The sequence below is a fragment of the Bradyrhizobium sp. T-1 genome (assembly GCF_053592855.1).
Map to the genome: position 1 here is coordinate 7,490,302 of NZ_CM132115.1, position 19,877 is coordinate 7,510,178.

19 protein-coding genes and 1 tRNA gene are annotated in these 19,877 nt (G+C 64.8%); 10 read left to right on the top strand and 10 right to left on the bottom strand.

Features of this window, described 5'->3' with window-relative positions; translation table 11 throughout:
* Positions 1–23: 23 nt before the first annotated feature.
* Both ubiU and ubiT read right to left on the bottom strand, forming a co-directional pair.
* Positions 24–1,001 carry a ubiquinone anaerobic biosynthesis protein UbiU gene (gene ubiU, locus ACWAT4_RS35830; RefSeq protein WP_449729289.1) on the bottom strand — a complete coding sequence of 326 codons (978 nt, stop codon included), beginning with the start codon at positions 999–1,001 and terminating at the stop codon, positions 24–26.
* Positions 1,001–1,534, bottom strand: coding sequence for a ubiquinone anaerobic biosynthesis accessory factor UbiT (gene ubiT, locus ACWAT4_RS35835; protein WP_449729290.1), 534 nt, complete (start codon positions 1,532–1,534; stop codon positions 1,001–1,003). The genes ubiU and ubiT overlap by 1 nt, the downstream gene beginning before the upstream one ends.
* Before the next feature lie 90 nt (positions 1,535–1,624).
* Between ubiT and ACWAT4_RS35840 the strand changes: the two genes are divergently transcribed.
* From ACWAT4_RS35840 to ACWAT4_RS35850, 3 genes are read left to right on the top strand one after another with little or no spacing between them, the layout of a single operon-like run.
* Positions 1,625–3,151 carry a UbiD family decarboxylase gene (locus ACWAT4_RS35840; protein WP_449729291.1) on the top strand — a complete coding sequence of 509 codons (1,527 nt, stop codon included), beginning with the start codon at positions 1,625–1,627 and terminating at the stop codon, positions 3,149–3,151.
* Entirely contained in the window at positions 3,148–3,732 is a 585-nt protein-coding gene (locus tag ACWAT4_RS35845) for a UbiX family flavin prenyltransferase (RefSeq protein WP_212297223.1), read from the top strand. The genes ACWAT4_RS35840 and ACWAT4_RS35845 overlap by 4 nt, the downstream gene beginning before the upstream one ends.
* A 49-nt stretch (positions 3,733–3,781) precedes the next feature.
* Positions 3,782–4,237, top strand: coding sequence for an NUDIX hydrolase (locus tag ACWAT4_RS35850; protein WP_449729292.1), 456 nt, complete (start codon positions 3,782–3,784; stop codon positions 4,235–4,237).
* A 3-nt stretch (positions 4,238–4,240) separates the two neighbouring features.
* Here ACWAT4_RS35850 and ACWAT4_RS35855 read toward each other — a convergent pair whose 3' ends face one another.
* The gene (locus ACWAT4_RS35855; protein ID WP_212297225.1) at positions 4,241–4,486 is read right to left on the bottom strand and encodes a hypothetical protein; all 246 of its coding nucleotides are present in this window, start codon (positions 4,484–4,486) and stop codon (positions 4,241–4,243) included.
* The gene (locus ACWAT4_RS35860; protein ID WP_212297226.1) at positions 4,483–4,971 is read right to left on the bottom strand and encodes an L-2-amino-thiazoline-4-carboxylic acid hydrolase; all 489 of its coding nucleotides are present in this window, start codon (positions 4,969–4,971) and stop codon (positions 4,483–4,485) included. The genes ACWAT4_RS35855 and ACWAT4_RS35860 overlap by 4 nt, the downstream gene beginning before the upstream one ends.
* Before the next feature lie 415 nt (positions 4,972–5,386).
* Between ACWAT4_RS35860 and ACWAT4_RS35865 the strand changes: the two genes are divergently transcribed.
* The gene (locus ACWAT4_RS35865) at positions 5,387–6,673 is read left to right on the top strand and encodes a heme-binding protein (protein WP_449729293.1); all 1,287 of its coding nucleotides are present in this window, start codon (positions 5,387–5,389) and stop codon (positions 6,671–6,673) included.
* Between the two features lie 22 nt (positions 6,674–6,695).
* Here the strand turns inward: ACWAT4_RS35865 and ACWAT4_RS35870 are convergent, their stop codons facing one another.
* The 3 genes from ACWAT4_RS35870 to cpdR all read right to left on the bottom strand — a co-directional run bounded on the left by ACWAT4_RS35870 (position 6,696) and on the right by cpdR (position 7,689).
* Positions 6,696–6,959: a hypervirulence associated TUDOR domain-containing protein gene (locus tag ACWAT4_RS35870; protein WP_249209554.1), complete on the bottom strand. Its 264-nt coding sequence runs from the start codon at positions 6,957–6,959 to the stop codon at positions 6,696–6,698.
* Positions 6,960–7,179: 220 nt separating this feature from the next.
* A tRNA-Val gene (locus ACWAT4_RS35875) sits at positions 7,180–7,254 on the bottom strand.
* 75 nt (positions 7,255–7,329) lie between these two features.
* Positions 7,330–7,689 carry a cell cycle two-component system response regulator CpdR gene (gene cpdR / locus ACWAT4_RS35880; RefSeq protein ID WP_007597092.1) on the bottom strand — a complete coding sequence of 120 codons (360 nt, stop codon included), beginning with the start codon at positions 7,687–7,689 and terminating at the stop codon, positions 7,330–7,332.
* Between the two features lie 340 nt (positions 7,690–8,029).
* Between cpdR and ACWAT4_RS35885 the strand changes: the two genes are divergently transcribed.
* From ACWAT4_RS35885 to ACWAT4_RS35895, 3 genes are all read left to right on the top strand, one after another.
* On the top strand, positions 8,030–8,920 hold the full coding sequence (locus ACWAT4_RS35885) for an N-formylglutamate amidohydrolase (RefSeq protein ID WP_212297228.1): 891 nt from the start codon (positions 8,030–8,032) through the stop codon (positions 8,918–8,920).
* Between the two features lie 547 nt (positions 8,921–9,467).
* A complete protein-coding gene (gene hisN / locus ACWAT4_RS35890; protein ID WP_212297229.1) occupies positions 9,468–10,250 on the top strand; it encodes a histidinol-phosphatase in 783 nt (260 codons plus the stop codon).
* A gap of 22 nt (positions 10,251–10,272) precedes the next feature.
* Complete coding sequence (locus tag ACWAT4_RS35895) at positions 10,273–11,238, top strand: Bug family tripartite tricarboxylate transporter substrate binding protein (protein ID WP_212297230.1); 966 nt, start codon at positions 10,273–10,275, stop codon at positions 11,236–11,238.
* A gap of 165 nt (positions 11,239–11,403) precedes the next feature.
* Here the strand turns inward: ACWAT4_RS35895 and ACWAT4_RS35900 are convergent, their stop codons facing one another.
* Complete coding sequence (locus ACWAT4_RS35900; protein ID WP_212297231.1) at positions 11,404–12,294, bottom strand: LysR substrate-binding domain-containing protein; 891 nt, start codon at positions 12,292–12,294, stop codon at positions 11,404–11,406.
* 95 nt (positions 12,295–12,389) lie between these two features.
* Here ACWAT4_RS35900 and ACWAT4_RS35905 point away from each other — a divergent pair, with 95 nt between their 5' ends.
* Entirely contained in the window at positions 12,390–13,142 is a 753-nt protein-coding gene (locus ACWAT4_RS35905) for a sulfite exporter TauE/SafE family protein (protein WP_212297232.1), read from the top strand.
* 24 nt (positions 13,143–13,166) lie between these two features.
* On the opposite strand, the gene ACWAT4_RS35910 is transcribed toward ACWAT4_RS35905, so the two are convergent.
* Positions 13,167–13,799 (bottom strand): LysE family translocator, encoded by a 633-nt coding sequence (locus tag ACWAT4_RS35910; RefSeq protein WP_212297233.1) that lies wholly within the window; start codon positions 13,797–13,799, stop codon positions 13,167–13,169.
* 226 nt (positions 13,800–14,025) lie between these two features.
* On the opposite strand from ACWAT4_RS35910, the gene ACWAT4_RS35915 reads away from it, so the two are divergent.
* Together ACWAT4_RS35915 and ACWAT4_RS35920 are read left to right on the top strand one after the other, a co-directional pair.
* Positions 14,026–15,822, top strand: coding sequence for an adenylate/guanylate cyclase domain-containing protein (locus tag ACWAT4_RS35915; protein WP_212297234.1), 1,797 nt, complete (start codon positions 14,026–14,028; stop codon positions 15,820–15,822).
* A gap of 199 nt (positions 15,823–16,021) precedes the next feature.
* Positions 16,022–18,823, top strand: coding sequence for a di-heme-cytochrome C peroxidase (locus ACWAT4_RS35920; RefSeq protein ID WP_449729294.1), 2,802 nt, complete (start codon positions 16,022–16,024; stop codon positions 18,821–18,823).
* 77 nt (positions 18,824–18,900) lie between these two features.
* On the opposite strand, the gene ACWAT4_RS35925 is transcribed toward ACWAT4_RS35920, so the two are convergent.
* Positions 18,901–19,848: an alpha/beta fold hydrolase gene (locus ACWAT4_RS35925; protein ID WP_212297236.1), complete on the bottom strand. Its 948-nt coding sequence runs from the start codon at positions 19,846–19,848 to the stop codon at positions 18,901–18,903.
* Positions 19,849–19,877: the final 29 nt, after the last annotated feature.

The following is a 19,877-nucleotide window of genomic DNA, read 5'->3' on the forward strand; positions in this document are numbered from 1 at the left end:
CTCTCATTGGTTCCCTGCATCGGTCACCGCCATGTCTTGCGATAGGCGCCGAGCGTGGAAGCCTGGCCTTCGGCGAACGGCGTCAAGCTGACGATATCGGCCTCGCTGCCATCCTCCAGCGTATCGAGCGCACGGCGGAAGTGACGGACCACACTCTCGATATAGGCGCGTCCGCGCTGGCGCCCCTCGATCTTCAGCGCGGCGACGCCGGCGCTTCGCAATCCGGCGAGCAGCGTCGTGGCATCGAGACTGACGGGGTCCTCGAAGATGTAGCCATCGCCAAGCGCGGTGGAGAACCGGCCCTTGCACAGGGTCGGATAGCCCGCGGCTTCCTGCGGTGCGAAGCGGTTGATGGTGAATCCGCCGAGCCGGGACGTCGTTCCCCGCCCGGTCTCCTCATAGGCGACGTGGCTCGCCGGAGAGCAGACGCCCTGCATGTTCGGCGATTTTCCGGTGGCGTAGGACGACAGCGAACAGCGCCCCTCGGCCATCACGCAGAGGCCGCCGAACACGAAGACTTCGGTCTCGCAGCGCGTCTCGCGCATGATCTCGGCGATCTCCGCGACGCTGAGCACGCGCGGCAGCACGACCCGGCGCGCCCCGAAGGTCTCGACATAGAAAGCGATGGCGTCGGGATTGGCGGCCGCGGCCTGCACCGAGACATGCAGGCGCTGGTTCGGATGGCGCCGCGCGACATAATCCATCAGCCCGATGTCGGCGACGATCAGCGCGTCCGCGCCGGCCTCGACCGCGTCATCGACGGCGCGCTGCCACAGCGCGGTGGCCGAGGCGCGCGGAAAGGTATTGATGGCGACGAGGATTTTCGCACCGCGGCCGTGCGCGAATGCGATCCCCTTGCGCAGCTCGTCGCGGCTGAAGTTCAATCCGGGAAAATTGCGCGCGTTGGTCTCGTCGTTGAAGCCGCAATAGACGGCGTCCGCGCCCGCGTCGATGGCGCTCCGCAGCGCGGCCGGCGTTCCGGCGGGACAGATCAGCTCCATCACCGCGGCTCCCCCGGTGAGCCGGTCAGCCTGTCCCGTGCAAATTCGAACGAACGCCTCGCCGGCCCACCCAGCGGACCGAACAGCAACACCAACTCCCCGGCGAGATCGAGCCCGGCATCGTCGATCGCATTGCGCAGGGCGAGCACGGCCTCCATGTCGCCTTCGATGCCGAGCTGGCGCGAAAACATCAACGCATCGCCGTCCACCCTGCCTTCGACCAGGGCAAGCAAATTCGCCAGCGAGGCGGAGACGCGGGCATCAAGGTTCTGCGGCAGCTCACGCACCACCAGGAGCCGCAGCGGGGCAGCCTCGACGACGAACGCAAACGGCAAATCCGCCGGCTTGATTCCGAAGCGCGCGCGCCGGTGCTCGCCGAGCCTGTCGAGCAGGCCGGGATTGCGCCTGAGAATATTTTGCAGGAAGCCGCTGAGAACGAGTTGCAGCGGAAACAGCGGCAAGGGACGGATCGCGAGCGCGAGAAGCGGCGGGATTGTCGGCAATGGGCCGGAGACGGCGGACGAATGACTCATGGGATCATCTGAGCCATTTGCACGCCGATGTATTTGAGCGGGAACAAGGAAGATCGACATCGCGCCGGCTAGCTTCCGCTTTTTCGGGAGATGGCCGGCTTGCAACGTGACGTTCCGCGCTTTCGCGACTTATCCGACTTCGTGCGCTTCCTCGACGGCAAGGGCCAACTGCGACGCATTCGCGAGCCGGTCTCCGTGATCCACGAGATCACCGAGATCCACCGGCGCGTCATCGGGGACAACGGCCCTGCATTATTGTTCGAACGGCCGGTCAGGACCGACGGTCTTGTATCCGGCATGCCGCTCCTGACCAATCTGTTCGGCACGGTGGAGCGAACCGCGTGGGGCATGGGCATCACGCCTGACCGGCTCGACGAGCTCGGCACGATGATGGCCGAGCTGCGCACACCGCGGCCGCCGCACGGCATTCGCGATGCATGGCACAAGCTGCCGTTGGCGCGCGCCGCGCTCGCGACGCGGCCGCGATCGCGCGTCGCAGCGCCGGTGCAGGATCGCGCCGTGATGGGCGACGACATCGATCTTCATAGGCTGCCGGCCCAGATCTGCTGGCCAGGCGAGCCCGCCCCCCTGATCACCTGGCCGCTGGTCATCACCGCGCCGCCGGACTCGGCGACGGCCGATCAAGAGGAGAATGTCGGCGTCTACCGCATGCAAATCCTCGGCCGCGACCGCGCCATCATCCGCTGGCTCGCGCATCGTGGCGGCGCCCGGCATCATCAGCAATGGAGGGCGCTTGGGCGCGACATGCCGGTGGCGATCGTCATCGGTGCCGACCCTGCGACCATCCTCGCCGCCGTGCTGCCGCTGCCCGAGGCCATCTCCGAGTTGCGCTTCGCCGGCATTCTGCGCGGCGAGCGGCCCGAGCTGACGCCATGCCTCACGGTCCCGCTCGAGGTGCCCGCGACGGCAGAGATCGTCATCGAGGGCTTGGTCTCGGCCACCGAGACCGCCGCCGAGGGACCCTATGGCGATCACACCGGCTACTACAATTCGGTCGAGCAATTTCCGGTGCTGCGCGTCACCGCCATCACCTCGCAGCAACAGCCGATCTACCTGTCGACCTTCACCGGCCGCGCACCCGACGAGCCGTCGCGGATCGGCGAGGCCTTGAATCAACTGTTTGTGCCGTTGATACGGCAGCAATTCCCTGAAGTGACCGATTGCTGGCTGCCGCCGGAGACCTGCTCATACCGGATCGCGATCGCCTCGATCAAGAAGCGCTATCCCGGCCAGGCGCGGCGGCTGATGCTCGGCCTGTGGTCCATGCTGCCGCAGTTCAGCTACACCAAGCTCCTGATCGTGGTCGACGACGACATCGACATCCGCGACTGGCGCGAGGTGATGTGGGCTGTCGCGACGCGGAGCGACAGCTCGCGCGATCTCGTCACGCTCTCCGACACGCCGATCGATTATCTCGACTTCGCCTCGCCGAAATCCGGGCTCGGCGGCAAGCTCGGGATCGACGCAACGACGAAGATTCCCCCTGAGACCGAACGAGCGTGGGGCGAGCCACTCGCGATGGATCCCGTCGTGATCGCCAGGGTCGATGCGATGTGGCCCGCACTCGGGCTCAGCGGGATACGAGAGCCCGCATGAGCGAGCGGCATGGCGTGATCGTCGGCATCAGCGGCGCCTCGGGCGCGGCGATCGGCATGCGGATCGTCGAGCGGCTCGCGGAGACTCCGCGCTGCGCGGTGCATCTGGTGATCTCGCCGGCCGCCGAGCGTACGCTAGCTGAGGAGGTCGGCGCTGATGCGCTGCCGCACTTGCGCGCCCTCGCCTTTCGCAACCACGCGCCATCGGATATCGGCGCCAGCATCGCCAGCGGCTCGTTTCCGGTCGGCGGCATGATCATCGCGCCGTGCTCGATCCGCACGCTGTCGGCGATCGCCTGGGGACAGCTCGACAATCTGCTGGTGCGCGCCGCCGACGTGCAGCTCAAGGAGCGGCGGCGCCTGGTGCTGCTGGTGCGCGAGAGCCCGCTGCATCTCGGACATCTGCGCACGATGGTGCAGGCCACCGAGATCGGCGCGATCATCGCGCCGCCGCTGCCGGCCTTCTATCTGAAGCCGCAATCGCCGGACGAGATCGTCGACCAGATCGCCTGCCGTGCGATCAATCTCCTGGGCCTGCCGGACATCTCGGCACCAGCGCGGCAATGGCGCGGCGAAATATGATCGTCAGGCGGCGATTGCGACGGCGCCCGAAGACGTCTAACGATGCCCCATGACCACATGGCGCCCTCATCCCCACATCCGCGTCGTCGCGATCGGCCTGCACTGGCGGGGCGGGCGGCTGCTTGCGGCCGAGGTGCGTGACGATGCGGGCCGGATCAAGGGCGTGCGCCCGCTCGGCGGCGAGATCGAGTTCGGCGAGAGCTGGCAGGCTGCGCTCGTGCGCGAATTCGACGAAGAGCTCGGCATCGACATCACCATCATTGGTGCAACCCTGATGATGGAGAACATTTTTGTCCACGAAGGCGCGACCGGGCACGAGGTGATGTTCATCGCCGACGTCGCGTTCCCGGACGGCGCCTTCATCGACGAGGAGCGCATCGACTTCCGCGAGGACAATGGAGAGGAAATCGTCGCCCGCTGGTTCGATCTGACCGAACTCGACCTACCTGGTGGCCCGAGCCTCTATCCGACCGGACTGAAGGACTTGCTGCTCAAGCGCGGCTGACAGCTACCACGTCTCCGCACCGGGGATTTTCTTGCGCACGGCCATGCGCTGGATCCAGATGCAGCGGCGGACCGACCTGTTGGAGCGGCCGACGGCGGATATTCCTTCGCCGGCCTGAAGCAGCGGCGCCACGGTCTCGCGCAGCGCGCGGCAGCGTTGCAGCTCGGCCTGCCAGTCGATGATGGCAGCATTCGCGCTTGATGCCGTCAGCGCCAGGACTGTCGCGGCAAGACAAGTCGTCCGCATCATTCACGCTCCCTTCCATTTGATCGATCCGCCACGCGCCGGTAGCGGAAGTCGCAATGATCGGCGCCTTGCATGATGGTCTGCGTGCGCGTGAGCCTGATGTCCGGACCGAACCCTTCCGCGGTGGCAAAGTCGGCGGTGCAGACCATGAGGAAGCCAAGCTCCGGCTCGCCCAGCGCCTTGTAGAACTCGGCATAGGCGCATCGCTTCACGTCGAAGGCGAATGCATCCTGGGTCTGTTCGATCACGTCATAGGCAAGCGCGTCATCGCGCGCGTAGGTCTTGAACGCGGATGCCACGGCCTGACCGAGATTGGTTTCGTTCTTCGCTGTCCAGAATTCCTCGCCGAAGCGGCGATAGAGGTCGCCGAGCGCCTTGCGCACCAGCGCGTTCGCGCCTGCCTCACCGAGCTCGGCTTGCAGCGCCTTGACCAGTGGCACCAGGACCTGCGCCTGGATCTTTGCCTGCTCGATGACCGATATGCTCATGGGCAGCCTTCCCGTCTTCAGTGCTTCAAGGTGAACCCGGTCCGCAACTCTTTCGCCTGTGAAATGGACCACACTTGAAACATCCCTGAGGTTGTATCATTCTCTAGATGTAACCAAGACGAACGGGGCGTACGATCCCGTATCGGTTTTCTCGATCATTTCATTCTCGAACACCCCTTGGAAGCGTCGTTTCGCGCTTGGTGACACGGACGATCCCCGTGACGGGCGAAGAACCCAGCGATCGCGAGCGGTTTCGAAAAATTCCGACGCCTCGCCGAGCCCGGCGATGCGGCAGCGGGGTCGCGCACGTGCGGCACGGCCCGGCCATCAAGGGACAATCGATCAGCCCGGAGCGCCGGCCCGGGGGAGCGCCGGCATCGACAGTCGTTCTTGCAGCCATCGAGAGGAGCGCCCCATGGACGAACCCAAGCCGCTCACAAGCGCCTTCAACAGGACCGCAAATTTCTCCATCCACCAGGTCGACCGCGTGTTCATGGCTGCCGCACACGCCGCGGCCGTCCCCGCTGCCGTGCCGGTCTCCCTGCCGCCCACGCTCGGTCCGCTATCGGCCTTCGCCGGCACTTTCACCGGACAGGGGTTCAACACGATCTTCCGGCCGGACAGCGCGACGACGCCGACCCAGATGCCGGGGCCGATCAACACCACCGACCCGCCCGACAACGTGCTGGAGCTGAACCTGACCGACGAGACGATGTCGTTCTCGAACAGTCTCGGCTCGATTCCCAATCGCGGCTCAGGGCCGCAAGCCGATGCCTTCCTGAACGGCGTGCCCTATCTCCAGACCATCAACGACGTGACCACGGGAACGCCGGTCGGCATTCACTTCGAGCCCGGCATCTGGCTCGCGGTGCCCGCCTCCACCAATCCGCACGAACCGTTCACCGTCGCGCGCATGGCCTCGATCCCGCACGGCACGACGATCACCGCGCAAGGCACCGCGCTGCCGGCCGTCGCCGGCAAGCCGACCATCGCGGCGATCGACATCACGCCGTTCTTCGGCGGCAATCCGGCCAACAAGTTCACATTCCAGAATCAGACCGCCGCCAACAAGACCACACGCCGGCTGCCGCAGGACCTCACCGCGCTGATCGCCTCGGGCAAGCTCACCCAGGCCATGATCACCGATCCGAACACCGTGCTGCGCAACCAGATCGCGCATCAGACCATCAGCCAGACCGTCATCATCGAGACCTCGACCAGGCCCGGCTCACCGCTGTCTGGCGGTCCCTTGCCCGCCGTCCCGACGGCCGGACCGCATCCGCAGGCGCCGAACTTCGCAGGCGGCACCGCGAACATCGCGTTCCTCCAGGGCGTGCCGGTGCCACAGCCGGGCGGCAATGGCGCCAACGCCAACGCATTCCAGATGGATGCCGTGTTCTGGATCGAGACGGTCATCTACGACATCGACGTGCCGCGCATTGCGGCGGGCGAACCGCCGATCATCCTCCAGCCGGCGCAGAAGGGCACGGTTCCGCTGGTGCCGAGCTTCGTCGCCACGCTTCCGTTCGTGCCGGGCAAGGCTTTTGCCGGTGGCCGCGTGCGGGTGGCGACCACGCAGATTCAATATTCACAGAAGGTGATGCTGGATTTCAACGGCCTGACCTGGCCGCATGTTTCCGTCGCCTCGCTGGTGCCGGCCGCGCCGGTGCCGATTCCGGAGCATTTGTTGCCGTTGACGTGAGCGGGCTTGCGCCGGCGCGACCTCAGGAGCGCAGCAGCCGAAGCGCGCGCCCCTTGTGCAGGGCGACGTGCTCGGTCTTGTCGCTTCTGATCTCGTATTGCGGATCGTCCGCCGTCGCGTGGTGAACGTAGCCCTTGTAGTCGACGTCTTTGGTGTGGACGCGCAGGATATGACCGCGCACGCGGCCGGCCTCGGAATTCCAGCTGACGTGATCGCCGCGCTTAAGGGATTTTGGCGAGGTCTTGGACGAAGACTTGAGGGAAGTCTTGGGCGAAGTCTTGGGCATGACGGAACAATGCCGGAGCGTGTGGGCGTGTTCCGAGGGCGGGAGCAAGACGCTCCAGTCCGTCTCCGCTCTGCGAGCTACGCCGGACACGCTTCGTATCGATATTGACGTATCGATATGGACGTCTTGTGGCTTGCCTGGCCGAAGCTCGCGGCGGCAGCCCGCCTACGCGCTTTGGGCTTCGGCGCGGCATCCTTCTCTCGCTATCGCGAGCGAAGGATGGTGGGCACGACAGGGATCGAACCTGTGACCCCTACCATGTCAAGGTAGTGCTCTCCCGCTGAGCTACGTGCCCTAATAGTCCACTTACGTCGGGTGGGGTCCCTATAACGGCTCGTGGGAGCCGGTGCAAGGACGGAACGGGGCCAATTTAGGCCGCGAGCATCTTGTTCACTTCGCTCACCAATTCGCGCAGGTGAACGGGCTTGGACAGCACCTTGGCGTTCTTGGGGGCGTCCGAATCCGAGTTCAGGGCGACCGCGGCGAAGCCGGTGATGAACATGATCTTGATGTCGGGATCGAGTTCCGAGGCCCGGCGGGCGAGCTCGATACCGTCCATCTCCGGCATCACGATGTCGGTCAGCAGCATCTCGAACGGCTCTTCCCGCAACCGCTGATAGGCGGCCATGCCGTTGTCATGAGACGAGACCTGAAAACCGGCGTTTTCCAGCGCCTTGACCAGGAAACGGCGCATGTCGTTGTCGTCTTCGGCGAGCAGAATCTTTGGCATGGCAGGAACGTCGAATCCCCAGAGGATAGGCAGCGACCACTAAGCCCGACAGAGGGTAAATTTGGGGTGAAAATCTTAACCCCTGGGGCTCGCGCTGCCGGGGTGTTGTGAACCGGAACGGGCTGCGAATCAATCGAGCCGCGATCGCGCGTCCCCGTCTCCCTGCCCACACGGTTAAGACATGTTCCAGCGCGGATCACGCTTTTTCGCTTGGCAGAATGGTTGCGATTCCGGACAATGACGACACATAAGAGCCGCTCGACCGGCCGAATCATTCGATCCGGGACCCATGCCGGACCGTGCGGCGCCAAAGCGGCGTGAAGGGACGAAGCCTGAGAAGATGACCCGGTTTGACGGCGACACGTCGCCAGCCTTCGAGATCGTGGAGCCCGCCGAGTGGCGCGCGCCTGTTATCTTCAACTCGCCCCATTCCGGCTCGACCTATCCGGATGACTTCCTTGCAGCATCGCGGATCGACCTGCCGCAACTGCGGCGGTCAGAAGATTCCTTCATGGACGAGCTGATCGGCCATCTCAGCGCGCGTGGCTTTCCCACGGTGCGGGTGAATTTTCCCCGCTCCTATGTCGACGTCAATCGCGAGCCCTATGAGCTCGACCCCCGGATGTTCACCGGACGCCTGCCGAGCTTTGCCAACACCCGCTCGATGCGGGTTGCGGGCGGATTAGGCACCATTCCGCGCGTGGTCGGCGACGGCCAGGAGATCTATCGCGACCGCATCCTGGTCGACGACGCGCTGGCGCGGATCGAGACGCTGTACAAGCCCTATCATCGCGCGCTGCGCCGGCTGATCAACAAGGTGCACCAGATGTTCGGCACCGTGGTGCTGGTCGACTGCCATTCGATGCCGTCGGTCGGCGTCAGCAGAGACGAGCCGCGCCGTCCCGACGTCGTGATCGGTGACCGCTACGGCACCAGCTGCACGCCGCTGCTGCCCGACCGTGTCGAGGAAACCATGACCGGGCTCGGCTATTCGATCGGCCGCAACAAGCCCTATGCCGGCGGCTTCATCACCGAGCATTACGGCAACCCCGCAAGCGGCCTGCACGCCGTGCAGCTCGAGCTCAACCGAGCGATCTACATGGACGAACGGCGGCGCGAGCGCGGCCCACGCTTCGAGCAAGTGGCGAGTGACTTCGGCATTCTCGCCGACGTACTGGCGACCACGATCCCGTTCGGCGATCTCGGCCCGTTCCAGGCTGCGGCGGAATAGACGAAGTCTGCTTCAGACGATCAGGCCGCGTTCAGCTGGCGGGCGCGTTTTCGTTTCCCGTCGACACGCGCCTGAAACTGAAACCAGAGACAGCCCAAAGAAACAAGACAGCCCAAAGAAAAAAGGGCCGCTCGCGAATGACGCAAGCGGCCCAAGTCTAGGGAGGAAACGCCCAAGGAGGGCAGCGGTAACGCCAAGCGCTACCGCACCGCAACAATATGCGGCCGCGCCGCACAAAGCGCAAGGGCTTTTGAGCCGTTTCCCATGCAAAAAGACATGGCTCATTTGCTTCCAGCGAAATCCAGATTCAGTTTCTTTAATAAGGAAATTCAATGGGTTGATAGCTGCTTGCATACGAACAAGGCATCTCCGGAACTAAGTTCTCAACACCGTGATCGATATTTGATCAGCATATGGCTCGCCGGAGGCTGCCGCTGTCCGCATCCAAAATACCAGGGTGCAAATCAAGACAGCGCTGCACGCGAGAGGCGAATTGAGCTAGGCAGAGATGAGAGCTTCAGCCCGACTTTCGTTTTGAGGATGCGCCGTGACGGTGATCGACTTCTCAGCCTTCATCGGACGGCTTGCCACCGCCTCCGGCGAAACCATCCTGCCGTTCTTCCGCACCTCGTTGTCGATCGACGACAAGAGCAAGACCAAGGATTTCGATCCCGTCACGGAAGCCGACCGCGCGGCGGAAGCCGTGATGCGGCGGCTGATCAAGGCCAGCTTCCCCCAGCACGGCATCGTCGGCGAGGAGTTCGGCAATGAGCGGGAAGATGCCGATTATGTCTGGGTGCTCGACCCCATCGACGGCACGAAGTCGTTCATCGGGGGCTTTCCGATCTGGGGCACGCTGATTGCACTTTTGCACAAGGGCGCGCCGGTCTACGGCATGATGCACCAGCCCTTCATCGGCGAGCGCTTCTCCGGCGACAACGGCTCGGCCAACTACAAGGGCCCCTCCGGCGAGCGCCGGCTCCAGGTCCGCCGCTGCGCCTCGCTGTCGGAGGCGACCACCTACACCACCTCGCCCTTGCTGATGAACGAGCGTGACCGCGCCATTTTCGGCCGGATCGAACAGGGTGCGCGCCTGTCGCGCTATGGCGGCGATTGCTATTCCTATTGCATGCTGGCGGCCGGCCACGTCGACCTCGTGGTCGAGACCGAGCTGAAACCTTACGACATCGCAGCCCTGATCCCGATCGTGACCGGCGCCGGCGGCGTCGTCACCACCTGGGAGGGCAAGCCGGCCCAGGGTGGCGGCCGCATCGTGGCAGCCGGCGACGCCAGAGTTCACGAAGAGGCACTGAAGCTTCTCAACCAATAACGAACGCGAGCGGGAGGCTTGCATGACCATCTCACGCAGGCTTCTCCTTGTATTGTTTTTGCTGCTGCCGTCAGTGGCGTCCGCACAGAATTTTCCGGCAAAACCGATCAAGCTGATCGTGCCGTTCCCGGCCGGCGGCCCCAACGACATCATCGCCCGCGTGATCGGCCAGCGCATGTCGGAACTGGCAGGCCAGCCGGTGCTGATCGACAATCGCGGCGGCCAGGGCGGCGTGCTCGGCACCGACGCGGTCGCCAAGAGCGCGCCCGATGGCTACACCATCGCCATCTCCTCTGCCGGTGCGCTCGCGATCAGCCCGAGCATGGAGAAGGTTGCCTACGACACGCTCAACGACCTCACGCCGGTGACGCTGGTCGCGACCGTCCCGGAAATGCTCGTTGTTGCCACCGACGTGCCGGCAAAGGACATCGGCGAATTGATCGCGCTCGCCAAGGCCCAGCCCGGAAAGCTCAACTTCGCCTCGTCCGGCCCCGGGAGCCTGCCGCATCTGGCCGGCGAATTGTTCAAGCTGACGGCCAAGATCGACATCGTGCACGTGCCCTATCGCGGCGCCGCGCCTGCGGTGAACGATCTGCTGGGCCAACAGGTGCAGATGACATTCCTCGATCTTCCGGTGCTGCTGCCGCTGGTCAAGGCCAATGTCTTGAGGCCGATCGCGGTCGGATCAATGGAACGCACCCCGACCGCGCCCGACGTGCCGACCACGAAGGAAGCGGGCTTTCCGGATCTGCGCATCGAGAACTGGTACGGCATGGTTGCGCCCAAGGGCACGCCGAAGGAGATCGTCACGGCGCTGCACGACCTGGCAACCAAGGCGATGGCGGATCCCGCGGTGAAGGAAAAGCTCGCCCAGCAGGGCGCAACGCTGATCGGCGATGAGCCCGAGCATTTTCGCGCCTTCATCGCGGACGAAACCGCGAAATGGGCGAAGGTGATCAAGGACGCGGGCGTGGAGACGGCGAAGTAGCTGGCTCTACACCTCGCCCGCTCGCGGGAGAGGTCGGCGCGAAGCGCCGGGTGAGGGTTCTCTCCTCTTGGGGGTCTTTCTCGCGGCGATACCCTCTCCCCAACCCTCCCCCCGCAAGCGAGGGAGGGAGCCGACCACCCGTGTGGAAGCACATCGCTTTGGTCCTCACACCGCCGCCGCCCGCAAATGCTCCACCAGCATCTTCGCCGGCCGCGGCAATGCCTTGAAGCTGCGCGCGCAGATCACCAGCCTGCGGTTCGCCCAGCCGTCGCGCAGGCGGACCATGGCGAGGGGCATCAGCTTGGCGCAGCGGCGGGCGGCGGATTCCGGCACCAGGGCGACGCCGACATCCGCAGCGACCATCTGGCAGATCGCGTCGAAGTCGCGTAAGCGCGCGCGGAAATGCGGGCGCATGCCGAGCCGCGCGGCGTGCTTTGAAATATGCATCTGAAGCGCGGTGGCGCTGGTCAGGCCGACGAATTCGCACGCATTCGCCTCCTGAAAGTCGATCTGGCGGCGGCCGGCGAACGGGCCGCGCCGGGAGGTCACCAGCGTCAGGCGGTCCTCGCTGAACACGAAACGCTCGATGTGGTCAGGCAAAGCGTGCTCGGCGGCGAAGCCGAGATCGGCGGCGCCCGCGGTGATCGCGGCCGCGATGTCGGTGCTCTCGCGCTCCTCGATGTCGATGGCGATGTCGCGGTGCTCGCGCAGGAAGCCGGCGAGCGCCTTCGGCAGATGTTCCGACAGGCCCGACGTGTTGGCGAGGAAGTGCACGCTGGCGCGTACACCGCTGGCAAAGCCGGCAAGATCGCCGCGCATGGCATCGATCTGGTGGATCACGATCCGCGCGTGATCGAGCAGGCTCTCGCCGGCCGCAGTCAATTCCACGCCGCGGCGTCCGCGCTTGAGCAGCGCGACGCCGAGCGCGTCCTCGAGCCCCTTGATGCGCGCGCTGGCGGAGGCCAGCGCCAGATGCGACCGCTCCGCACCGCGGGTAATGCTGCGCTGGTCGGCGACCGCGATGAAAAGCTGGAGATCGACAAGATCGAAACGCACTGTTGCTTCTCCAAATTCAGCCTTCGCCATGAACGAAGGCTGCCTCCGTAACCTCCAGATTGTGCCTTCGTACGGCTTCGGTCAATGTGCAGGGCATGATCGACCCGCTTCTCATTCTCATCGCCGCCGTGTTTTTGGCCGCCGGCTTCGTCAAGGGCGTCGTCGGGCTCGGCCTGCCGACCGTGTCCATGGGCCTGCTCGCGGTGAACATGGCGCCCAGCCGCGCGATCGCCATCGTGATCGTGCCCGCCATCGTCACCAACATCTGGCAGACCTTTGTCGGCTCGTATTTGCGCGACATCCTTCGGCGGCTGTGGCCGCTGATGATCGGCACCGTGATCGGATGCTGGCTCAATGCCGGCGCCCTGACGGGCCCCTATGCGCGCTACGGCACCGTGGTGCTCGGCATCCTGCTGGTGGTCTACGCCATCATCGGCCTCAGCAAATTCAAGTTCCACGTCGCGCCGCAGAACGAGAAATGGGTCGGCGGCGTGGTCGGCTTGATCACCGGCGTGATCTCGGCCTCGACCGGTGTGCAGGTCATCCCGTCGATGCCGTTCATGCAGGCCATCGGCATGGAGAAGGACGAATTGGTGCAAGCGCTCGGCGTGTTCTTCACCACCGCAACGCTGGCGCTCGCCTTCAACCTCACCGCGGGCGGCCTGCTGACTCCGGCCAATGCCGTGCCGGGCGCGGTGGCCATGGCCATGGCCTTTGCCGGCATGTTCATTGGGCAGTCGGTGCGGGCGCGGATGCCGGCGGAAGCGTTCCGCCGCTGGTTCCTGGTCGCGATGATTTTGCTCGGCGTCTATCTGGCCGGCAGCGCGCTGCTGAAGGAACTCGCCTGACGTGAGATCCTTCGTTCGAATGAGTTACCGCGTCTCCAGCATGGCCACGCGGATGCCGAGATAGATGAAGAGGCCGCCGAGCGCGCGGTTGACCCAGGCGATCACACCCTCGGACTGCCGTAGCCGGTGAGCGGCCTTGGCCGCGAACGCTGCCAGCACCAGGCACCATAGCGTACCCGTGCAGATGAAGATCAGGCCGAGCGTCAGGAACGCCAGCGGCTTGTGCGCGGAATCGGCTGCGACGAATTGAGGCAGGAAAGCCAGGAAGAACAGCGCGACCTTGGGATTGAGCGCGTTGGTGAAGACGCCCTGGAGGAAGACCCGCCGCAGCGAGCTCCGCTCGGCCTCGTCCCTGACCGCCACCAGCGCCGGCCGCGACCACAGCATTTGAAAGCCGGTCAGGACGAGATAGGCCGCGCCGACCAGCTTCAGGATCGAGAATGCGGTGGATGAGGCCATCAAAAGCGCCGAAAGGCCGATCGCTGCGCCCGCGACGTGGAAAAAACAGCCGCAACTGATCCCGAACGCCGCTGCCGCCCCGCCGCGCCAGCCCATCTGCATGCTGCGCCCGATCACATAGACCGTATCCGGCCCAGGCGTGATGTTGAGCAGCACGCCCGACAGGATAAAAAGCCAGATTTCGTGAATGCCCAGCATGAGAAAGGCTCCCGCCGCCCGGCCGGGCGATTTCAGGGGACTGGCCTTAGTCGGTTCGCACCCGGCCGTCCACCGCCGGGAATGCCGAGTATTTGCGTCAAATTTGCAATGCGGATCATACTTTCGTTCGGCATCATCTGCTCTATAAAGGCACGGTTTTTGAGATGCGGGATTCGAAGCGGCTGCCACGCGGTCGCTGGCCCCTCTCCCTTGGAGCTCCGAGGATATGGAAAGACGTCTGGCCGCCATCGTCTGCGCCGATGTCGCCGGCTATTCGCGCATGATGGGCACTGACGAGGCCGGCACCCATGCCGTCTTCAAGGCCCATCGCAGCGCGATTCATCCCATCATCCTCAATCATGGCGGCCGTGTCGTCAAAAACACCGGCGACGGCTTCCTGCTGGAATTTCCCTCCATCGTCGGCGCCGCCGAAGCCGCGATCGCGATGCAGGTGCTGATGGCGGAGCGCAACCACCATCTGCCCGCCGACCGCGCCATGCAGTTCCGGCTCGGCATCCACATGGGTGACGTCATCGCCGACGAGGACGAAGTGTTCGGCGACGACGTGAACATTGCCGTCCGCCTGGAATCGGTGGCGAGCCCCGGCGGATTCGCGATCTCGGCCAAGGCTTATAAGGAAGCAAGCAAGCATCTCACCGTGCCGCTGGTGGACGGCGGCAACCATCGCTTCAAGAACATCAAGGATCCGATCGGGGTCTGGACCTGGACGCCCGAGGGCGCGCCCGCGCTCGCGCCCGAGCTGAAAGAAGGATCGGCGCTGTCGCAAGCCTACCGCACCGCGATTGTCGGCGTGCTGCCCTTTGCCAATCTCAGCGACGCCCAGGACGAATATTTCTCCGACGGCCTGACCGAGGATCTGATCCACGCACTGTCGCTGCAATCCTTCTACCGCGTGCTGAGCCGCAACTCGACCTTCGCCTTCAAGGGCAAGACGATCAGCACCCGCGTGATCGCACGCGAGATCGACGCCACCTACCTGATCCAGGGTTCGGTGCGGCGCTCTGGCGCCAAGATCCGCGTCACCGCCGAGCTGATCGCGCCGGAAACCGGCGAGCAGCTCTGGACCGGCCGCTACGACCGCGACATCGGCGATCTCTTCGCGATGCAGGACGAGATCACGACCAATTTGTCCGCCGCGATCGCCACCGAGATCGTCCGGGCCGAGGCCTCCGCGCCCGCGCGCCCAACCAACGACATCACCGCCTGGGACCGCTTCCTGAAAGGCCTGTCGCATTATTACCGGCAGACCAAGGAGGATTTGAGCACGGCCGTCGACCTGTTCCGGGAGGCGATCGCGCTCGATCCCAAACTGTCGATAGCACACGCCTATCTCGCCACGATCCAGATCCAGAGCATCCAGTTCGGCTGGGTCAAAGGCACGCGCGAGATGTGGGCCGAAGCGATGGCGCTTGCCGAAACGAGCGTCCGGCTCGACCCACGCTCGTCCTTTGCGTTCTCGATCCTGTCCTGGGCGCACGCGATGGAAGGCCATGACGAGGCGGCGATGGACGCCGCCAAGCGCGCGGTCGCCCTCAATCCCTACGACATGGGCGCACGCGGCGTGCTCGGCATCTGCCATTTCGTCATCGGCGAGCACAAGCAGGCGATCGAGCTGTTCTCGATGGCCGCCCAACGCGACAACAGCGACCCGCGCTATCAATGGGCCGCGCTGAACGCCTTCAGCCACTACCTCGTCCGCCAGTATGACGCGACGCTGTCCTGGGCTCGCGAGCAGCTCTACATCAACCCGAACCACATGCAGGCGCTGGCGATCCGCGCCGCGGCGTTGGCGCAATTGGGCCGGACCGGCGAGGCGGCCGAGGCGACGGGCGTGCTGATGAGCAATTACCCGACCCTGAATGTCGACCGCCATTTGCGGAATTTTCACTGGAAACGGCCCGAGGACATCGCGCATTACCGCGACGGGCTCCTGAAGGCGGGCGTGCCGGCCAGCAAGCTCACTCTGGTCCAGAGCGACATCAGACGCGCCGCCGAATCCTGAGGGCTAATCCTGAAGGCCGGCCCGGGCACGCGCCGCGATCTCACGCCCGGCTTTATTGACAGCTGAGTGGATTCAGCCACATTTCGTTCACACGCTGAAGTAGTATAGCTGCGCCGCGTCCGCTGTGTGTTCGTTAGGACTTTCCGCGCTTGATCGGCGCGGCCGCATTTCACGATTCGTTTGCTTTGGGATTTTGCCGATGGATGCCTCCCGCAAGAAGCCGCTCGATCCCTCAATCGAAGTCTCGCCGAACAATCCCTGTCCCTTCCTGCGCGGCCTCGTCGGCGAAGGTCTTGTGGATGGCGGCACCGTCCCGCTTCGAACGCTGTCGCAGACCATCGCAAATGCAAGCGGCGAGACCGGACTGAAGAAGACTTCGGCCCGCATCCAGGTCCGCGGCGTCGCGCTGATCGCCAACGGCGCCTGTCACATCCTGCAAAGCATCTTCTGGGGCGCGCAGCTCAATCGCTTGCGCGGCGGCCCGCTCGACAAGCTCGGCGCCGGCTCGCGCATCCTCGGCGTCGACGGCAAGGTCGACGAGGACGAGATCACGCGGCTCGCCGGTTTCGGCGCCACCTATGCAGATCCCAACGGCGGCACGGAGGTCGGCCTCAACGCCTCGCAGATCCAGACCTTCATGAACGACAATCTCAAGCGCGCCTGCAATCAGGCGCGCTGGTACTACCCGATCCTGATGAAGTTCGAGTGGCCGGTCCTGCTCAGGATCATGGGCAAGGGCCAGGGCGACGACCGTTATCTCAGCGTGGCCGAGGTGAGGACATTGTTCAACGAGCGCAAATTCCCGGACAGGATCAGCCAGCGGGTCGTCAGCCAGCCGGTCACCCCGCCCTCGCTTGTCTTGCGCGCCGCCGGCGGACTGGTCGCCGCGCTGCTCGTCTTTGGCATCGTGGCGCTGCGCTTTCCCGATCAATTTCAGCCGATGCTGCCCCACGTCATCGGCCAGTTCGTCGCCCCGCCGTTGCCGAAGCTCGTCGAACCACGGGCTGCGTACTGGCTCGAGCAAAACTGGGCGCTGGAGGACCGGCACTGGTTTCATCACGCCAGCCAGGGCACCGCGACTTTCCCGGTGCCCTATAGCTGGTTCATGGCGCTCGAGCAGCCGCGGCTTCACTTCTTCGCAAGGCCCGGAATGCTGCATGACAGCGACCATCTGCAGCGCTTCGGCTTCATCCCGAGCCCGCAGACGATCAACACCGACGACGCCACGCTGCGCCGCTACGGCTATGCCAACGTCTACGACAAGACAAAGCCGGTGCCGGCGCGGCTTTGGGACCCGCCGGTCAATTGGGGAGCGCAGGCCGACAACGTCGACGGCCTGCCCGTCGGCTTTGCGCGCATGACCGGCGTGCCCGATCCCGCGACCGGCAAGGTCGGCGAGGACCGGATCGGCCTGACCTGCGCCGCCTGCCACACCGGGCAGATCCACTACAAGGGCATCGACATTCGCTTTGACGGCGGCCCGGCGATGACCGACCTCAGGAAGCTCGAGGTCACCACCGGCCTCTCGATCGCCTACACGCTCCTCGTGCCGGGCCGCTTCACGCGCTTCGCCGACCGTGTGCTCGGCCCTTCCGCCAGCGACGCCGACCGCGATGCGCTGAAGCAGAAACTGAGTGCGATCGGCACATTCCTGGCCGACTGGGAGAAGACCTACGACAAGACCATCGCGGGCAAGACGAGGTTCAACGAGAAGACGAAGCGGGACGAGCAGCAGCAGGACACCGAGGAGGGTTATGGCCGCCTCGACGCGCTCAACCGCATCGGCAACCAGGTCTTCTCCCAGGACATGACGCTGAGCGGCCTCAGCGGCTTCGAGAAGAATCTGCACGCCAAGGACGCACCGGTCAGCTTCCCGCCGATCTGGACCGTGCCCTGGCTCAAGTTCGCGCAATATGACGCGTCGATCGAACAACCGCTGATCCGCAACGCCGGCGAAGCGCTTGGCGTGACCGCGCTGCTCAATCTGTCCGACACGACGCCAAGGGACACGCTGTTCCGATCGTCGATGGACATCAAGAATCTGAACTGGATCGAGGATCTGCTGAAGGGGTCGGCGCCCTATCCCAAGAAGCAGCTCTCCGGACTGACCTCGCCGAAATGGCCGTCGGACATCTTCGGCGATGATGCGTGGAAGATCGATGGCGACCGCGTCAAAAGCGGCCGCAAGCTCTATGCGGAGATCTGCGTCGAATGCCATCTCGGTCCGGTCAACGATCCCGTCTTCGACGCGGAATTCCCGGAGCAGAGCGTCTGGGCGTCGCGGTGGGAAACCATCGGCGACGACAAATTCCTGAACGAGGTACAGAAAAGCGCCAAGGGCATGGGGACCGACCCCGCCCAGGCCAGCGTGCTGGCAACGCGGACGGTTCAGGTGCCGGGCTTTCTCAAGCTCGATCCCACGCAGAAACTCAATGCCTGGTGGAACTGCAATCTGCCGGATATTTCGTCGACCGACATGCCGTACTCGCTTGGCCTGATGGTGCTCGTCGACATCGTCAGCCGCAAGGCGATGGACGATGCCAAGATCGATCCGAAGGTTCAGCAGGCCTGGTGGGGTAAGCGCAAGAACTGCCCCGATCCGGGTCCGCAGCCGCCCGACAAGCAGGAGAAGGGCCCCTGGTATCGCGCGCGTCCGCTCAACGGCGTCTGGGCCACCGCGCCTTATCTCCACAATGGATCGGTGCCTTCGCTTTATTGGATGCTGAGCCCTGCGGCCGAGCGGCCTAAATCGTTCTGCATGGGCGGCGGTCGCGACTACGATCCGAAGCAGGTCGGCTTCGCGGTCGCCGACGGCGAGAGCTGCAAGACCGGGCAGTCGCGCTTTTCGACGCGAGCACCCGATGGCACCGAGATGTACGGCAACAGCAATGCGGGCCACTCGTTCGACGGCACGCCAGGCCCCGGCAAGGACGGCACCATCGGCCGCGTGCTCAAGGAGCAAGAGCGCTACGATTTGATCGAGTACCTGAAGACGCTGTAGCACCTCGTCATCGTCATGCCCGGGACAAGCCCGGAGTTTGTGGAACGGTCAGTGGCGCGGAACGCGTCCGAGCCGCCTCACTTGAACAGCGGCGTCCCCGGCACGAAGGCGTCGAAGGCCGCCCAGAACTGGGAGCGGTAGCGGTCCTGCTCCTGCAGAATCTCGTGCTTCGAGCCGGCGATCACGAGATGGGAGCCGGCGCGCAGATGGTAGGCGAATTCCTCGATCGCCGCGGTCGAGACCACGGTGTCGTTGGAGGCCGCCAGCATCAGGATCGGCTGACGGATCTCGGAGGGATAGCTCAGGCCCTTGAAGGTTCGCATCGCGCGGAATGCGGTATCGGCCCAGGCCACCGTCGGCGACGCCAGGCCAAGCGTCGGGTCCTCCTCCAGAATTGCAACGTTGCGCGCATAGCGCACGGGATCGCTGGTCAGGGGATTGTTGATGAAGGGAGACAGCCCGGTGAGTTGGTCGCTGCCGCCGGGAACGTAACCGCCGCCCCGCCCCAGCAGGCGCATCGCCTTCAACAGCGCCCGCACCGGAAACGAGGTGGCGCGACCAGGCAGGTCGATCATCGGCGCCGACAGCACCATGCGGTCGAACCAGCGTTTCTGCGCATGTGCGAGGCGCAGGAGCACCGCTCCGCCCATGGAATGGGCCAGCGCGAAGTACGGCGGCGGACAATCCGGCAGCACCACCTGCTGCACGAACGCCTCCACGTCGATCTCGTAATCGGAGAAATTGCGCACATAGCCCTTGCGCGGATCGCGCAGGCGGCGCGAGGAATGGCCCTGCCCGCGCCAGTCGATCATCGCCACCGCAAAGCCGCGATCGCGCAAATCGCGCACGGTCTCGAAATATTTCTCGATCTGCTCACTGCGTCCGGTGAAGACGCAGACGGTGCCCTTGCGGTTGGCCGGCGGCGCCCAGCGCGCGAAGCGCAGTTCGACCCCGTCTGGCGTCTTGATGAAGCCGCTGACGACGTCTTCGGGTACGGGGTTGGAGGGAATCGAGACCAGCGTCATGATGGGAAGTGCTTGGGCGCCAAGTGCTG

Coding starts and splice junctions, on each gene's coding strand:
- ACWAT4_RS35850 (WP_449729292.1), top strand. CDS start 3,782: ATGACCACATGGCGCCCTCATCCCCACATCCGCGTCGTCGCGATCGGC.
- ACWAT4_RS35885 (WP_212297228.1), top strand. CDS start 8,030: ATGACCCGGTTTGACGGCGACACGTCGCCAGCCTTCGAGATCGTGGAG.
- ACWAT4_RS35840 (WP_449729291.1), top strand. CDS start 1,625: ATGGCCGGCTTGCAACGTGACGTTCCGCGCTTTCGCGACTTATCCGAC.
- ACWAT4_RS35915 (WP_212297234.1), top strand. CDS start 14,026: ATGGAAAGACGTCTGGCCGCCATCGTCTGCGCCGATGTCGCCGGCTAT.
- ACWAT4_RS35920 (WP_449729294.1), top strand. CDS start 16,022: ATGGATGCCTCCCGCAAGAAGCCGCTCGATCCCTCAATCGAAGTCTCG.
- ACWAT4_RS35860 (WP_212297226.1), bottom strand. CDS start 4,971: ATGAGCATATCGGTCATCGAGCAGGCAAAGATCCAGGCGCAGGTCCTG.
- ACWAT4_RS35855 (WP_212297225.1), bottom strand. CDS start 4,486: ATGATGCGGACGACTTGTCTTGCCGCGACAGTCCTGGCGCTGACGGCA.
- ACWAT4_RS35925 (WP_212297236.1), bottom strand. CDS start 19,848: ATGACGCTGGTCTCGATTCCCTCCAACCCCGTACCCGAAGACGTCGTC.
- ACWAT4_RS35865 (WP_449729293.1), top strand. CDS start 5,387: ATGGACGAACCCAAGCCGCTCACAAGCGCCTTCAACAGGACCGCAAAT.
- ubiT (WP_449729290.1), bottom strand. CDS start 1,534: ATGAGTCATTCGTCCGCCGTCTCCGGCCCATTGCCGACAATCCCGCCG.
- ACWAT4_RS35905 (WP_212297232.1), top strand. CDS start 12,390: ATGATCGACCCGCTTCTCATTCTCATCGCCGCCGTGTTTTTGGCCGCC.
- cpdR (WP_007597092.1), bottom strand. CDS start 7,689: ATGCCAAAGATTCTGCTCGCCGAAGACGACAACGACATGCGCCGTTTC.
- ACWAT4_RS35895 (WP_212297230.1), top strand. CDS start 10,273: ATGACCATCTCACGCAGGCTTCTCCTTGTATTGTTTTTGCTGCTGCCG.
- ACWAT4_RS35870 (WP_249209554.1), bottom strand. CDS start 6,959: ATGCCCAAGACTTCGCCCAAGACTTCCCTCAAGTCTTCGTCCAAGACC.
- ubiU (WP_449729289.1), bottom strand. CDS start 1,001: ATGGAGCTGATCTGTCCCGCCGGAACGCCGGCCGCGCTGCGGAGCGCC.
- ACWAT4_RS35845 (WP_212297223.1), top strand. CDS start 3,148: ATGAGCGAGCGGCATGGCGTGATCGTCGGCATCAGCGGCGCCTCGGGC.
- ACWAT4_RS35910 (WP_212297233.1), bottom strand. CDS start 13,799: ATGCTGGGCATTCACGAAATCTGGCTTTTTATCCTGTCGGGCGTGCTG.